The sequence below is a fragment of the Pseudomonas veronii genome (assembly GCF_002028325.1).
Lineage (GTDB): Bacteria > Pseudomonadota > Gammaproteobacteria > Pseudomonadales > Pseudomonadaceae > Aquipseudomonas > Aquipseudomonas veronii.
Window position 1 is genome coordinate 2,252,137 of record NZ_CP018420.1, and the last position, 14,464, is coordinate 2,266,600.

11 protein-coding genes and 1 pseudogene are annotated in these 14,464 nt (G+C 63.6%); 10 read left to right on the forward strand and 2 right to left on the reverse strand.

Features of this window, described 5'->3' with window-relative positions:
• Positions 1 to 95: 95 nt before the first annotated feature.
• Positions 96 to 1,289: pseudogene (locus tag PverR02_RS33065) on the reverse strand (PDC sensor domain-containing protein); the annotation flags it as partial.
• A gap of 344 nt (positions 1,290 to 1,633) precedes the next feature.
• Between PverR02_RS33065 and PverR02_RS10500 the strand changes: the two are divergent.
• The 4 genes from PverR02_RS10500 to PverR02_RS10515 all read left to right on the forward strand — a co-directional run bounded on the left by PverR02_RS10500 (position 1,634) and on the right by PverR02_RS10515 (position 7,361).
• Positions 1,634 to 3,082 (forward strand): APC family permease, encoded by a 1,449-nt coding sequence (locus PverR02_RS10500; protein ID WP_046384094.1) that lies wholly within the window; start codon positions 1,634 to 1,636, stop codon positions 3,080 to 3,082.
• A gap of 84 nt (positions 3,083 to 3,166) precedes the next feature.
• Positions 3,167 to 4,588 carry an aldehyde dehydrogenase family protein gene (locus PverR02_RS10505; protein WP_057004876.1) on the forward strand — a complete coding sequence of 474 codons (1,422 nt, stop codon included), beginning with the start codon at positions 3,167 to 3,169 and terminating at the stop codon, positions 4,586 to 4,588.
• A gap of 11 nt (positions 4,589 to 4,599) precedes the next feature.
• Positions 4,600 to 5,949 (forward strand): aminotransferase class III-fold pyridoxal phosphate-dependent enzyme, encoded by a 1,350-nt coding sequence (locus PverR02_RS10510; protein WP_079443272.1) that lies wholly within the window; start codon positions 4,600 to 4,602, stop codon positions 5,947 to 5,949.
• Positions 5,950 to 6,038: 89 nt separating this feature from the next.
• Positions 6,039 to 7,361: an alginate export family protein gene (locus tag PverR02_RS10515; RefSeq protein ID WP_174630465.1), complete on the forward strand. Its 1,323-nt coding sequence runs from the start codon at positions 6,039 to 6,041 to the stop codon at positions 7,359 to 7,361.
• A 27-nt stretch (positions 7,362 to 7,388) separates the two neighbouring features.
• Here PverR02_RS10515 and PverR02_RS10520 read toward each other — a convergent pair whose 3' ends face one another.
• Positions 7,389 to 8,147 carry an IclR family transcriptional regulator gene (locus PverR02_RS10520; protein ID WP_046384091.1) on the reverse strand — a complete coding sequence of 253 codons (759 nt, stop codon included), beginning with the start codon at positions 8,145 to 8,147 and terminating at the stop codon, positions 7,389 to 7,391.
• 262 nt (positions 8,148 to 8,409) lie between these two features.
• Between PverR02_RS10520 and PverR02_RS10525 the strand changes: the two genes are divergently transcribed.
• From PverR02_RS10525 to PverR02_RS10550, 6 genes are read left to right on the forward strand one after another with little or no spacing between them, the layout of a single operon-like run.
• Entirely contained in the window at positions 8,410 to 9,951 is a 1,542-nt protein-coding gene (locus PverR02_RS10525; protein WP_057004878.1) for an acetolactate synthase large subunit, read from the forward strand.
• Between the two features lie 11 nt (positions 9,952 to 9,962).
• Entirely contained in the window at positions 9,963 to 11,453 is a 1,491-nt protein-coding gene (locus PverR02_RS10530) for an aldehyde dehydrogenase family protein (protein ID WP_046384089.1), read from the forward strand.
• Positions 11,454 to 11,479: 26 nt separating this feature from the next.
• Entirely contained in the window at positions 11,480 to 12,274 is a 795-nt protein-coding gene (locus tag PverR02_RS10535; protein WP_079443273.1) for an SDR family NAD(P)-dependent oxidoreductase, read from the forward strand.
• Between the two features lie 12 nt (positions 12,275 to 12,286).
• Positions 12,287 to 13,327 carry a WD40/YVTN/BNR-like repeat-containing protein gene (locus tag PverR02_RS10540; RefSeq protein WP_046384088.1) on the forward strand — a complete coding sequence of 347 codons (1,041 nt, stop codon included), beginning with the start codon at positions 12,287 to 12,289 and terminating at the stop codon, positions 13,325 to 13,327.
• Between the two features lie 11 nt (positions 13,328 to 13,338).
• The gene (locus PverR02_RS10545; protein ID WP_026140020.1) at positions 13,339 to 13,788 is read left to right on the forward strand and encodes a VOC family protein; all 450 of its coding nucleotides are present in this window, start codon (positions 13,339 to 13,341) and stop codon (positions 13,786 to 13,788) included.
• Between the two features lie 15 nt (positions 13,789 to 13,803).
• Positions 13,804 to 14,406, forward strand: coding sequence for an amino acid synthesis family protein (locus PverR02_RS10550; protein WP_046384086.1), 603 nt, complete (start codon positions 13,804 to 13,806; stop codon positions 14,404 to 14,406).
• Positions 14,407 to 14,464: the final 58 nt, after the last annotated feature.

Sequence of the window (14,464 nt, forward strand, 5' to 3'; positions counted from 1 at the left end):
CTGACCTCCCGGGCAATGCCCGAGGACGTGTCGGCACTGGTGCGCGTGTCCCGCGAGGCGGATTGGATGTCGCGGATGATCGGCTGCAATTTGTCCAGGAAACGGTTGAAACCGTTGCTCAGTGCGCCCAGCTCATCGTGGCGAGCCACCGGCAGGCGTTGGGTGAGATCACCGTCGCCGTCGACAATCGCATCAAGCAGGCTGGCCACCTTCAGCAGCGGGCGCGTCACGCCATAGGCCGCCAGCCAGATCAGCAGCATGCCCAGGCAACTGGCGAGCAAACCGAGGCCCAGGTTGAGCCAATTGGCCTGGCGGCGTTGGGCATCCAGTTCGCTCTGCATCTGCCGAACGGGGGCCTGCGCCACGGCTTGCGGCACCTTCAGCTGCAACGTCCACGGTGGGCTGCCCGCCACGGTCTGGACGGCCTGACTGATGTCGATGCTGGCGCCCGAGACCTCGCCACTGCGCCCGGCCACCTGGCCCGAGTTTGCGACTATGCTGACTGCGCTGGCGCCCTGGTACAGATCCTGGCGCAGGTTGGCCGCGAGTTTCTGCAGGGTGTCGAGGCCGATGTCCATGCCGACCACGCCGATCGTCGTGCCGTTGGCGATCAGTGGAATCGAAATGCTGCTCATCAGGACTTTGCGGCCCTCCACCTCGCTTTCATAGGGCGCCACCACACAGGTGCGGCCCTGGGCCTGCGGGCAGACGTACCAGGCGTTTTCCGGCTCACTGCCCGCCGGCGCATGGTTGGCGGTGATTTGCGGCTCGGTGAGTACTTCCTGGACCAACTGCCCCGGTTGGCTCTGCGACCAATACAGCGCGAACCGGCCTGTTTCGTTGCCTGCCAACGCACGTTGCGCGGTGAACTGCGCGTCGGCACCCGCCAGCGCATCGGGCAGCAACACCACGTACAGGCCGAGCACTTTGTCGCGCTTGAGCAGTGTCTGGCGAGTAATGTTCACCAGTGTCTCGCGCAGTTGTGTCGCCGAGAGGCGGCCATTGAGGGTTTGTTCGCGCAGTTGCAGGACCTGTTGCGCGAAGCCTTCACCATACAGCGCCGTCTCATTGAAAAAACGCGCGACCTGCTGACCGTGGGCAACCGCCTGGGCCTGCAAGTGCTCCGTGGCCGCTTGCGCCAGCAACTGAGTGCTGCGTGCCTTGAGCAGTTCTGCACTTTGTTGATTCTGGTACTGCGAGGCGCCGGTCAATGCGGCGACAACGGCCAGCAGGCACAGCCCGCTCAGGAGTGTGATGCGCCATTGAATAGTCAGGTGAGCAAAAGGCATGGCTGGGGGTTCCTGCGCGTGAGGGCTCTATGGGCTGTAATAGCCTGGTGGGCGCCGTCGTTTCTTATTGTTGCTAGCCGACATCCGGGCATAGCACGGCGACCCTAGAGTGCAGGGATGAACATCCGGAGGGTTATCCCAAATCGGCGGGGAACGGTGCTGGACGCTGAACTGTTTTGGGGCGGTGCAGGCGATGCTACCGATTTGGGATAGCGAGGGGTTTGTAGGGGGGCATAGGATCGAATACAGCGTGCAAGCCAAAAAATAAAAGCGCTACCCGGTGCCGATAGAGCCTTGATCGGAGCCACCCCACAGCGACTGCCTCATACAATAAGGTCAATAACATGAGTGTATCTATTCAGGTCAACAGCTCCACGGAGTTGAAGCGAGGCGCCCTGGGTGTCGGCTTCATCATCTTTTTCGTGGTTTCGGCGGCGAGTCCGCTCAGTGTCATCGCCGGCGGTTTTCCGATTGGCATCATGCTGGGTAACGGTGCCGGCACCCCGGCGTTGCTGCTTCTCGCCTTGCTGGTGCTATTGGCGTTCTCGGTGGGTTACACCACCATGTCCCGGCACCTCACCAACGCTGGCGGTTTCTATGCCTTCACCTCGCGTGGCCTGGGCGGTTTGGCCGGGGGCTCGGCGGCGGTGTTGGCGATGTTTGCCTATAACATTCTCCAGATCGCCCTGTATGGCATGTTCGGCGGCGTGGTCAGCGGCACCATGGAGAGCGTGGTTGGCCTGGTGTTGCCGTGGTGGTCGTATTCGCTGATGGCGATGGCCAGTATTGCGGTCCTCGGTTATCGCAAGATTGATCTGTCGGCCCGGGTATTGTCGGTCGTGGTGATCGCCGAGTACCTGGCGATCCTCACCCTCGACTTCGCCATTCTCAAGAGCGGTGGCGACAGCGGCGTCAATCTCGACGCATTCAGCAGCCAGCATGTGTTCAGCGGTACGCCGTCGATCGGCCTGCTGTTCTGCTTCGCCGCCTTCATCGGCTTCGAGGCCACGACGATCTACGGCGAGGAAGCGAAAAACCCGCAGCGCACCATTCCGATTGCCACCTACTGTTCGGTGCTGTTGATCGGTGGGTTCTATGCGCTGTCGGTCTGGGCGATGGTGGTGGGCGTGGGCGCGGACAAGATCGTGCCGATGCTGCAGGCATTACAGGACCCCACGACCTTTATCTACGGCATGTCCGATCACTTCGTCGGGCCTTACCTGACCCAGATCATCCGCGTGCTGTTCATGGTCAGTATCTACGCCGGGCTGTTGGCATTCCATAACGCCGCCGCGCGCTACTTCTACGCGATCGGCCGCGACGGCCTGCTGCACAGTCTGCTGGGCACCACGCACCGCGTGCATCAGAGCCCGCATATGGGCTCGGCCTTGCAGAGCCTGATCGCGGCGGTGGTAGTGCTGATCTTCGCCGCCTTGGATGCGGACCCGATCCTGCAACTGTTCGCCTGGTTCTCCAACCTCGCCACCCTGTGCGTGATTTTGTTGATGGCGATGACCTCGGTCGCGGTGTGTGTGTATTTTCACCGGCATCCCGAGCTCAACGTCAGCGTTTTGCGCGGGCGCATTCTGCCGGGGATCTCCTGCCTGGCATTACTGATGGTGCTGGTACTGGCGGTGGCGCATTTCGATGTGCTCACGGGCGCCAGCAAGCTGTTGTCGTACAGCCTGTGCGCCGTCATCCCCCTGGCCCTGCTCGGCGGCATCTTTCTCGCCGCGCGCTTGCGCAAGGTATCGCCCCAGCGGTTCCTGGCGTTGGGCAGCCACAAGCTCTAAGGCATCAACCCGGTACAACTCTACTGCGAACTGTGCGCTTGTCGGTGTCCGACAAGGCGTGCCTGCGTTAAAGGAAAATTGCACATGCACCATTACACGATGCTGATCAACGGGGTTCAGGTTGCCGGTGAAAACGGGCAGTTTGACGTGATCAACCCAGCCACCGGCACCGCATTCGCACAGTGCCCGGCCGGTTCCCTGGCGCAACTGGACCAGGCGGTGGCGGCTGCCCAGGCGGCCTTCAAGACGTGGCGGCACAGCACTCACGCGCTGCGTTGCGAGCGCCTGCTGGCGATTGCCGAGGCGATCGAACAGGATGCCGACGCCCTGGCCCGGTTGATCGTTCTCGAACAGGGCAAACCGCTGGAGCTGGCGTTGTCCGAAGTCATGGGCGCCGCCGCGTGGACCCGCTATGCCGCCGCGCAACAGATCCCCGTGGAACTGGTGGAAGAAACCCCCACCCAGCGTGTCGAGTTGCACCGCAAGCCGCTGGGCGTGGTGGCTTCCATCACACCGTGGAACTGGCCGGTGATGATTGCCGTGTGGCACATCATGCCGGCGTTGCGGGCCGGCAATTGCGTGATCAGCAAACCCTCGAGCCTGACGCCATTGAGTACCTTGCGCCTGGTGGATATCATCGCTCGGCATGTGCCCCACGGGGTGATCAATTGCGTGACCGGTGAGCAAGGTTTCGGCAGCGCGATCACCACCCACCCCGGTATCCAGAAGATCGTCTTCACCGGCTCGACCGCCACCGGGCAAAGCGTGATGCGCGGCGCTGCCGGCAACCTCAAGCGATTGACCCTCGAACTGGGCGGCAACGATGCCGCCATCGTACTGCCGGGCACGCCGGTGGAAGAGGTCGCCGAAGCGATTTTCCAGGCAGCGTTCCTCAACATGGGCCAGACCTGTGCGGCCCTCAAGCGTTTGTACGTTCATGAGTCCCAGTACTCGGCGTTTGCCGATGCACTGACGCGCATCGCCGCACGCCAGGTCGTCGGTGACGGCCTGGCGCCGGGGGTCACGTTTGGTCCGGTGCAGAACCTGGAGCAACTGCAACTGGTCGAGGCACTGGTCGCCGATGCGCGCGAACACGGCGCGCGGGTTTTGTGCGGCGGCGCACGCCTGGAGCGTCCGGGGTTCTTTTATCCACCCACGCTGGTCGCCGATGTCACGGACGGCCAGCGGCTGGTCGACGAGGAGCAGTTTGGCCCGGTGTTGCCGTTGATCGCCTATCAGGATGTGGAAGACGTGCTGCGTCGCGCGAATGCGGGCGACATGGGCTTGGGCGGCTCGGTCTGGGGGCCGGACGTCGAACAGGCGACGGCGTTGGCCAGCCGTCTGGAAAGCGGCGTGGCATGGGTCAACTGCCATGCCCGCATCCAGCCGAACACGCCGTTCGGCGGCAGCAAGATGTCCGGGTTCGGTGTCGAGTTCGGCCTTGAAGGGCTGCTGGAATTCACCGGGCAACAGCTGTTGTTTGTCCACAACCGTGACGCTGAGTAAGGGCCTGAGCCATGTACGAAAAATACAAAACCGCGCAGAAGAAATTCTGGCATCCGATGAGTTCCAGCGCCCCGGCGCAGCGCGCCAAGACCTTGATCATTGCCCGTGGCGACGGCAACTACATCACCGATATCGACGGCCAGCGCATGCTCGACGGCGTGGGCGGCCTGTGGAACGTCAACATCGGGCACAACCGTGCGTCGGTCAAGGCCGCGATTGCCGCGCAACTCGACGAACTGGCGTATTACCAGACCTTCGACGGCATTGCCCATCCGCGGGTGTTCGACCTGGCCGAGCGGCTGACGTCGATGTTCGCCCAGGAGCAGATGACGCGTGTGCTGTTCAGTTCCGGTGGCTCCGATGCGGTGGAGACCGCGCTGAAAATGGCCCGCCAGTACTGGATCGCCAGCGGCGAGCCGGGGCGCACGCGCTTTTTGTCCCTGCGCAACGGTTATCACGGCGTACACATGGGCGGCACGTCAGTGGGCGGCAATGGGGTTTATCACTACAACCACGGGCCGTTGTTGGCCGGATGCCATTTGCTCGACACCCCATGGTTGTATCGCAACCCTTGGGACTGCCGGGACCCGCAAGCGCTGACCGCACACTGCATTCGCCAGCTTGAAGATCAGATCGCCTTGCTGGGCGCGCAGACCATCGCCGCGTTGATCGCGGAACCGGTGCAAGGCGCCGGCGGCGTGATCGTGCCGCCGGACGACTACTGGAAGCGCCTGCGTGAGGTGTGCGACCGCCACGGCATTCTGTTGATCGCCGACGAAGTGGTCACCGGTTTCGGTCGCTCGGGCTGTATGCTCGGCAGCCGCGGCTGGGGTGTCGCGCCGGACATGCTGTGCCTGGCCAAAGGCATCACCGCCGGTTATATCCCGCTGGGCGCAACGCTGTTCAATCAGCGCATCGTCGACGCGATTGAGCACGGCGAAGGCTTCAGTAACGTGATCATGCACGGCTACACCTACAGCGGGCATCCGACCGCCTGCGCGGCCGCCCTGGCGGTGCTGGATATCGTCGAAGCCGAGGACCTGCCGGGCAACGCCGCCAAGGTCGGCGGGCAATTGCTCGAACAGCTGCAAGCACTGACCGAGCGTTACGCCGTGGTCGGTGAAGTGCGCGGCAAGGGCCTGATGATTGCCCTCGACCTGGTGGCGGACAAAACCACCCGCGAACCGCTGAACCCGGCGGCCGGGCAGCCTTTGCGGATCGCTGACGAAGCGCGTCGCGCCGGGGTGCTGGTGCGGCCGATCGGCAACAAAATCGTTCTGTCGCCACCGCTGACCCTCACGGGCGGGGAGGCCGAATTGATCGTCGCTGCGCTGGACACCGCGCTCGCCGCTTGCGGCTAGCCCTTGCGAGCCTGGCGCAGCGCGGCTGCGCCAGTGTTATGCGAATACCTAAGACAGCCTTTGAAGGTGCACCTCAAGGAGTTTCAACCATGCGGTATCCATCCCCTCCCTTTCGCCGCGGCACCCTGGCTGCCACATTGGCGCTTTGCGCCGTCGGCCAGGCCCATGCCTATGAGGTTTACAGCGACGAGAGCCGGCATCTCAACGCCGATATGACCGCCGTATTCGGTCAGTTCAACAGTCGCAAAAACTATGACGGCGCCCCGGGCGGTTCGACCTGGCGCGAAGGCTTCATCAAATACGGCTTGAGCGGCGACCAGGCCCTGGCAGGCAAAGGCACGGCCTATGGCGCGTTCGCGCTGGTCAGTTCCGCGACCTGGGGCGACGGTGATCCGGCCGGCAATACCCTCGGCACCGAACACACCACGAAAATTGAAGACGCTTACCTCGGGTGGCGTTCCGGCGACCTGTTTCCGGCACTGGGCAAGGACGGCGTGGATATTTCCGGTGGGCGCCAGGTGGTCAAGATCGGTCGTGGTTTCCTGATCAACGACGACGGGCCGAACCTGGGCAAGGGCCCGGCGGATGGCGCGCTGAACCGTGGCGGGGCCTTTTACCTGGCGGCGCGGCATGCCTTCGATCAAACCGCGGTCCTGCGCCTGGGCGGGCAGGAGGGCGTGCATGGCAGCGTGTTGTGGCTCAAGTCCGACAACCGCGCCCAGGCTGAAACCGAACTGGCCGCCGGCACCCTGGATTACACCGCCAAGCCCGGCACTCTGGGGTTGACCTGGGTGCATGGCATCGATGTGAACGAGCGCTGGGCCAGCGATTTTCAGCGCCAGCGCAAGGGTATGAACGTCTACAGCGTGCGCGGCGAAGGCGATGCCGGGCTGCCGAACGTCAGCCTGGCATTCGAGTATGCCTGGCAGGACAAAGACGACGGGCCTGAAAAAGCCTGGTACGGCGAAGCCGGCTACACCTTTGCCGACATCGCCTGGGCGCCGAAGCTGACCTATCGCTATACCCGTTATTCGCAGAAGTGGGATTCGCTGTTTACCGGGCTCAGCACGGGTTACGGCACCTGGTTCCAGGGCGAGGTGGCCTCCAACTATGCCGGCCCGTTCAACAGCAACACCGGTATCCATCACGTCGGTCTCAAGGCAACGCCATTGGAGAACCTGACGGTCGGCGCGCTGTACTTTGACTTCGACACGTTGCGCAAAAACAATGCGCTGAACCTCGATGCGCGGGAGCTGGACGTCTACGTCGAGTGGGCCGTCAACCCGCACCTGATCGTCACGCCGCTGATCGGCCTCTACAAGCCGAAGCAGGACTCCACCAGCGGCGGCAACCAGACGGTCGGCAATGGCACCAACCTGTACAGCCAATTCACGGTCGCGGTGCCGTTCTGAGGTTGACGGCCGTCGCGTTCCTGACCCTCAGGACGCGGGGGCGCTCGGTGGGTTGCGCATGTTTTCGGCAATTCGCCGTGTGGTGTCCATCACCATTTCGATCACGGTTTCCTGACGCAGCAGCTTGAAGCTCTGGCTGCTGCCGACGGCGGACAGACTGCCGACCACCTCGTCCATATCCGGCCGGATGATGGGCGCGGCGATGCCGGTCAGGCCCAGGTTGAGTTCGTCGTGGGTCAGGCAGTAGCCGTCCTTGCGGATCTTTTTCGCGGCCTTGGAGAAGCTGGCCCAGTCGTATGGGCTGTCCGGGTCGTTGGCCATGTGTTCTTCGAACAGGCGTTGCAAGCGTCGACCTTTCTGAAAGGCGATCAGCACCTTGGATTGCGCGCCGCGAAAAAACGGCAGCGGGTGTCCGCGGCCAAAGGAGAAGTGGTAGGTGTCGCTGGGTTCGGCGATGTAGGTGTTGATGATGCGCCCGTCATAAAAAACGCTGGCGAACACGGCCAGGCCGGTCTGGGCGGACAGTTCGTGCATCAGCTCGCGCCCGGCGAGGAGGATGGGGTCGTACTGGCGCATCATCCAGTCCAGTTCGATCACGCGCGGCCCCAGGCCGTAGCTGCCGGCATCCACGCGGGTCAGCAGGCCGGCGTCACACAGGTCCTTGACGTAGCGATACACGGTGGCGCGCGACAGGCCCATGCGCTCGGCGATGGTGTCCGGATCGATCTTCAACGTCTGCGGACCGAACAGGTCCAGGACACTCAACAACTTGCTCAGACTGCTCATTTCGTTCCTAGAAAAGGGGATGGCACGCGGGTGAGCACTATAGGCACGCCCGCCCGCGCTGAAAAGACGGCCGGCCCGATGGGGGGCCGTCACGCCACACTATCGCAGTTAAGCGAAAAAGCAATCGTCGCCGCACTTTTCATAACTGATTAATTGGCATTTATCTCATAAGTAGAGATAAATGGTAAAAAACAGCTTGTTTGATGTGATTTTATGTGTGATAAATCTCATCAAAGAAGATGCTCAAGCGAGAGGGCTGATAATGAATGGTGCGCAACTGATAGTGAATGCGGCAGCGGCAAGCGGTATCGAGTACTGCTTCGCCAACCCGGGAACCACGGAGATCCCGCTGGTGGCGGCCATGGCCAGCGCGCCCGCCCTCAAGCCGGTGTTGTCGTTGTTCGAAGGCGTCTGTACCGGAGCGGCGGACGGTTACGGCCGCGTCGCCGGCAAGCCCGCGATGACGCTGACTCACCTGGGCCCGGGGTTTGCCAATGGCATCGCCAACCTGCACAACGCGCGGCGCGCCAACACGCCTATCGTCAATGTGATCGGTGACCACGCCTCATGGCATGTCAACTACGACCCACCCCTGGCCAGCGATATCCAGGCCCTGGCTGGCACCGTGTCCGGCTGGGTTCGCACGTCGCGCACCGCCTCGGCGATCGGTGAGGACCTGCAGGAAGCTGTGCGTGCCGCCTGGCAAGCCAAGGGCCAGATCGCCAGCCTGATCCTGCCGATGGACCTGCAAGCCGCCGCGGTGACGCACAACGGTGTGTTCACGCGGATGCAGGCGCCGATCCGCCGCTTTGCCGGCGACCGTATCGAAGCGGTGGCGCAGGCCTTGCGTGATGGTCAGCGGCTGGTCTTCATCGTCGGTGATCAAGGCTTGTCGGTTGCCGGCCTGGAAGCGGCAGGGCGTCTGGCGCAATTGCCCGGCGTGCGGCTGTTCGCCGAAACCTTTCCCCGGCTCAGCTACCGGGGCGGCGGTCTGCCGGACCTGGACCGCCTGCCGTACTTCCCGGAAGTGGCCATCGAGATCCTCGAGCAGTACGACAAGGTGGTCTGTGCCGGTGTCCCGGAACCCATCAGTTACTTCGGCTACGAAGGTATTCCGTCGCGGCTGGCCGAACGTGAGCGCTTGCTGTCGCTGGCCGAAGTCGGCGACGACGTGGCCGGGGCGTTGACCGCGCTGGCCGACGCGCTGAATGCACCGGCTTATGTGCCGACCCCGCGGGGGATCGAGCTGCCGCCAGGCGAGGCCGCGTTGACGCCGCAGTCGGTCGGCCAAGTGTTGGCCGCAGCGCTGCCGGACGACTGCATTGTCTCGGTCGAAGGGGGCACTTGCGGCTATCCGTTTTTCACCGCCTCCGCCAGTGCGGCGCGGCACCGTGTGTTGACCAACACCGGCGGCGCGATTGGCCAGGGCATTCCGGTCGGGTTCGGCGCCGCGCTGGCGGAGCCCGGTACCCGGGTGTTTTGCCTGCAATCGGACGGCAGCGCGCAGTACACCATTCAAACCCTGTGGAGCATCGCCCGCGAGCAATTGCCGGTGGTGATCCTGATCGCCGCCAACCACCGCTACGCGATCCTGCAGAACGAACTGCGCCGTTTCGGCATGACCGAACTCGACCCGCAAGCCCTCAGCCTGACCGTGCTGGACCGTCCGCGGATCGACTGGAAAGCCCTGGCCACCGGCTACGGCGTGCCGGCCCGTACCGTACACACCAATGCCGAACTGCAACGGGCGCTGGCCAATGCCGCCGCCGATGCGGGCCCTTGCCTGATCGAAATGGCACTGTGAAGGAGTCGATGATGAATCAGCTTGACGTGTTACCCGCCGTCCAGGCGTTCCTGTCTCAACCCGGCCGTCTGTTCATCGGCGGTACCTGGCAGGACGCGGCCAGCGGCCGCCGGTTTGCCGTGGAGAACCCCGCCACGGAAGAAACACTCACGGAAGTCGCGCGCAGCGACGAGCGCGATGTGGATGCCGCCGTAGCCGCCGCCCGCGCCGCATTCACGGGGGCTTGGGCGCAGCAGTCACCGGCCCAGCGCGGCATGTTGCTGTTTCGCCTGGCGGACTTGCTCGACCAGCACCGCGAAGAACTGGCGCAGCTGATCACCCTGGAAAACGGCAAGCCGATTACCAACGCACGCGCCGAGGCGGCCAGCGCGGCCAGCATCCTTCGTTACTTCGCCGGTTGGCCGACCAAGATCGAAGGCAGCACGCTGCCGGTATCGCCGGCCAGCGGCGCACCGATGCTCAACTACACGTTGCGCGAGCCGGTGGGCGTCTGCGCCTTGATCGTGCCGTGGAACTTCCCGTTGAACATGTGCGTGTGGAAGCTCGGCCCGGCGCTGGCCACCGGCTGTGTGGCGGTGCTCAAGCCCGCCGAGCAGACGCCGCTGGTGGCGATCCGGCTGGTGCAGTTGATCGAGGCGGCGGGCTTCCCGCCGGGTGTGGTCAACCTGATCACCGGCCTGGGCGCCGAGACCGGCGCACCGCTGGCGCAGCATCCTGACGTGGACAAGATCGCCTTCACCGGCTCGACCCAGGTCGGGCGGCTGATCGCCCAGGCGGCCACCGGCAACATGAAGAAGGTCTCGCTGGAGCTGGGCGGCAAATCACCGAACATCATCTTGCCCGACGCCGACATCGTGCGCGCCGCCAAGGGCGCCGCCGATGGGATTTTCTACAACCAGGGCCAGGTGTGTACGGCGGCATCGCGTCTGTACGTACACGCCAGCGTGCTGGATCAGGTGCTCGAAGAATTGCAGCGCCACGCTGCTGCCCATGTCCTCGGCAACGGCCTGGACCCGGCCAACAGCATGGGCCCGCTGGTGTCCGCGCGGCAGCTGGATACGGTCAAGGGCTACCTGCAGCGCGGCCAGGAGGAGGGCGCCGAACTGATTTGCGGCGGCGGCCGCCCCGAGCACCTGGAACGCGGGCACTTCATCCAGCCGAGCGTGTTCCTCGATCGTGCCGAGCGTGCCTGCGTGGCCCGCGAAGAGATCTTCGGCCCGGTGCTCACCGTCATGAGCTGGACCGACGTCGATGACCTGGTGTTGCGCGCCAACGACTCGCCCTATGGCCTGGCCGCCGGCCTGTGGACCCGCGACTTGCGCTCGGCGCACCGCCTGGCGGCGCAGCTCCAGGCCGGTTCGGTGTGGATCAACTGTTGGAACGTGGTCGATGCGGCTTCGCCGTTCGGCGGCTACAAGCAATCCGGCTGGGGCCGGGAAATGGGCAAGAACGTTATCGACGCCTACACCGAGACCAAAAGTGTGTTTGTCGATCTCGGCTGAACAGAATAATCACAAGAGGAACTGCTATGGATCTGGAATTGAAAGGCCGCGTGGCGATCGTCACCGGAGGTGGCATGGGCATCGGCAAGGAAGTTGCGCGCTTTCTGTCCGAAGAAGGCTGCAAGGTGGTGATCTGTGCGCGGCGCATGGCGTTTCTCCAGCTGGCCGCCGAAGAGATCAGCGCGCAGACCGGCAACGAAGTACTGCCGCTGTTCTGCGACACCAACGATATGTCGGCCGTGTCGGAAATGGTCGCCGCCGCGCACAAGCACTTCGGCCGCATCGACATCCTGGTCAACGGTGCCGCGGCGCCGTCGGGCGTGGTGCGCAATGACATCGAGCATGCCGGCGACGACGAGTTGCTGTCGGATCTCAACACCAAAGTGATCGGCTACTTCCGCTGTGCCAAGGCCGTGACCCCGCACATGAAGGCGGGCGGTTTCGGTCGCATCATCAACATCGGCGGCCTCACCGGGCGCAGCAGCAAAGTCCTCTCGGGGATGCGCAACCTGGCGATCGCGCACATGACCAAAACCCTCTCCGACCAGTTGGGCGCGTTTGGCATCACGGTCAACCTGATCCACCCGGGCGTGGTCGACACCCCGCACATCCGCGAGCTGTACGAGCGCGAAGGGGTCAAGCAGGGCAAGACCCCGGAGCAGGTCGAGCAGGGCTACATCGACGCAACGCCGATTCGCCGCACGCTGGCGCCCATTGAAATGGGCTGGCTGATCGGCTTCCTGGCGTCCCCCAAGGCTGGCGCGGTGACCGGTGAATCCATCGGCATCGACGGCGGCCTGACCCGTGGCATCTTCATCTGAGGAGTAACTGCGATGAGTAACGGAACCCTATTAGTCGCCACCGTCGGCCAGGCCGTGATCCGTAGCGCCGACGACGGCCGCAGTTGGCATCGTCTCGGCCTCGGGCAGGATCTGGAGTTCGATGCGATCACCCGTTCGCTGAGCTTTCACCCCGGCACGCCGGACGTGATTTATGCCGGCACCGACATTGGTTTGTGCGTCAGCCACGACACGGGCGGCCATTGGCAGCAGGTCGACACGCCGTTCAACGGGCAGACCGTGTGGAAGGTGGCGGTCGACCCGCAGGATGCTCTGCGGATATTCGTCGGCACCGGTGCGCCTTCGCGCGCCGAGCTGTGGCGCACCCTGGACGGCGGCTTGAGCTGGGATCGCGCGCCGGTGGAAATCCCGGAGTTCTGTGACGGCGTCAGTCGTCCACGGTTGCTGGCCTTCGCCTACGACCCCACCGACCGCAACCAGGTGTGGTTCGGCCTCGAGGAGGGCGGGCTGTTCCATTCGCGTAACGGCGGCGAAAGCTGGATGCGCGTCGATGATCGGCTGCTGTGGGACTTCAACTCGGACATCCACAACATCCTGGTCCTGCCCAATCACGGTGAGAAAGTCATCGTGGTGGTTTGCGTCAATGCGGTTTACCGCAGCCTCGATGAAGGGCTGACCTGGACCGGCATCGTCGCCCGCGAAGCGTTTGGCCTGTATTACGCGCGCGCCATGAGTGCGCCATTGGGCACGCAGGATACGCTGTACCTGAGCATCTCCGACGGCACGCCGGGCACCACCAGCAAGATCCTGGTCTCCCATGATGCCGCGCTCAGTTGGCAGGTGTTGCCGCTGCCGCAACAGCCCAATTCCTGTGTGTGGGCTATCGCCTTCAACCCGGCGAACCCTCGGCAAATCGTGGCGGGCACCAAGTACGGCCATTTGTTCACCTCCGAGAACGGCGGTGACGGCTGGCAGAAGCAGTGGCGCGAATTCAGTGAGATCGCTGACGTGCTGTGGACCCCCGCCGTGGCGCAGATCAAGGCGGGGCATCAATCCATCGTCAAGAAAAACTGAGGTAGTGCGCGATGAAAGTCGAAGTCCTTCGTACTCACTTATCGCTATGGGTGAGTGATCCAGATGTGTCAGCACGTTGGTACGCCGACATCCTGGGTATGCACGAAAGTGCCCGTGGCGAGAGCTGGGTGATGATGGCGTTTGGCACCAAGCACCACGACATTGCGTTGATTCGTGCCGAACCCGGCGCCCATCAGGGCGGGTTGGGGTTGCAGCACTACGGATTGGAAATCGCCGGCGACATGACCACCCTGCGCCAGCTCTACGGCATGTTGCTGAGCAAAGGCGTCGAGGTGGTGAAAATCACCGATCACGAAATCGGCCATGGCGTGTATTTCCACGATCCGGATTGTAATCGCATGGAATTCTTTCTCGAGACCGAGCACGACGACGCACTTGGCAAGGCCCGCTTCAAGGCCGCCGGCGCGCCGAGCCGGAACTTTAAACTCGACCCACTTTGAATAGAGGCAGCTCTGATGAAAACCGCGAATTTCGCCAGCTATCACATCCGTAAATGGTACAGCTTCATTGAAGAAACCCTGGCCAACGAAACCGGCCAGTTGGCCGATGGCGAACCTGTGTACAAGTACGCCATCGCCGCAGTGATTGCCAACCCCTATGCCGGCCGCTTCAGCCAGACGCTGGATGCATTGGTGGACGACTCGCCGTTGCTGGGCGAAGAGTTCGGCCGGCGCATCAACGCACTGGCCGGCGAGCACGAGATTGTCAGCTACGGCAAGGCTATCCTGGTGGGCACCGAGGGCGAGTACGAGCACGGCAACGCGTTCCTGACCAACCCTGCCGCCGATCCGATCCGTGTCGCGCTGGGCGGTGGCAAGTCGTGGGTGCCGTCCACTGGCAAACGTGGCGGTCCGGGTTCGACCATTGACGTGCCATTGGCTCACAAGGACGCGCTGTATGTGCGCTCCCATTACGACAGCATGTCGCTGATGTTCGGTGACGGTCCTTCGCCGGACGAGATCGTTGTGATCTGGGCCTTCGCCACGCGCGGACGCCTGCATGCACGGCTCGGCGGTTTGCAGGCGGCGGATGTGCAAGGTCTCGACGGGCTGCACTGAGCCCGGGCGCAAGGCCTTGCGTGGCATTCGATCAACACCACAACAAGAAAGCGGTGAC

Excerpts from the sequence above, each read along its gene's own strand:
- PverR02_RS10500 (WP_046384094.1), top strand. The coding sequence starts at position 1,634 with ATGAGTGTATCTATTCAGGTCAACAGCTCCACGGAGTTGAAGCGAGGC.
- PverR02_RS10530 (WP_046384089.1), top strand. The coding sequence starts at position 9,963 with ATGAATCAGCTTGACGTGTTACCCGCCGTCCAGGCGTTCCTGTCTCAA.
- PverR02_RS10550 (WP_046384086.1), top strand. The coding sequence starts at position 13,804 with ATGAAAACCGCGAATTTCGCCAGCTATCACATCCGTAAATGGTACAGC.
- PverR02_RS10520 (WP_046384091.1), bottom strand. The coding sequence starts at position 8,147 with ATGAGCAGTCTGAGCAAGTTGTTGAGTGTCCTGGACCTGTTCGGTCCG.
- PverR02_RS10525 (WP_057004878.1), top strand. The coding sequence starts at position 8,410 with ATGAATGGTGCGCAACTGATAGTGAATGCGGCAGCGGCAAGCGGTATC.
- PverR02_RS10540 (WP_046384088.1), top strand. The coding sequence starts at position 12,287 with ATGAGTAACGGAACCCTATTAGTCGCCACCGTCGGCCAGGCCGTGATC.
- PverR02_RS10535 (WP_079443273.1), top strand. The coding sequence starts at position 11,480 with ATGGATCTGGAATTGAAAGGCCGCGTGGCGATCGTCACCGGAGGTGGC.
- PverR02_RS10505 (WP_057004876.1), top strand. The coding sequence starts at position 3,167 with ATGCACCATTACACGATGCTGATCAACGGGGTTCAGGTTGCCGGTGAA.
- PverR02_RS10545 (WP_026140020.1), top strand. The coding sequence starts at position 13,339 with ATGAAAGTCGAAGTCCTTCGTACTCACTTATCGCTATGGGTGAGTGAT.
- PverR02_RS10515 (WP_174630465.1), top strand. The coding sequence starts at position 6,039 with ATGCGGTATCCATCCCCTCCCTTTCGCCGCGGCACCCTGGCTGCCACA.
- PverR02_RS10510 (WP_079443272.1), top strand. The coding sequence starts at position 4,600 with ATGTACGAAAAATACAAAACCGCGCAGAAGAAATTCTGGCATCCGATG.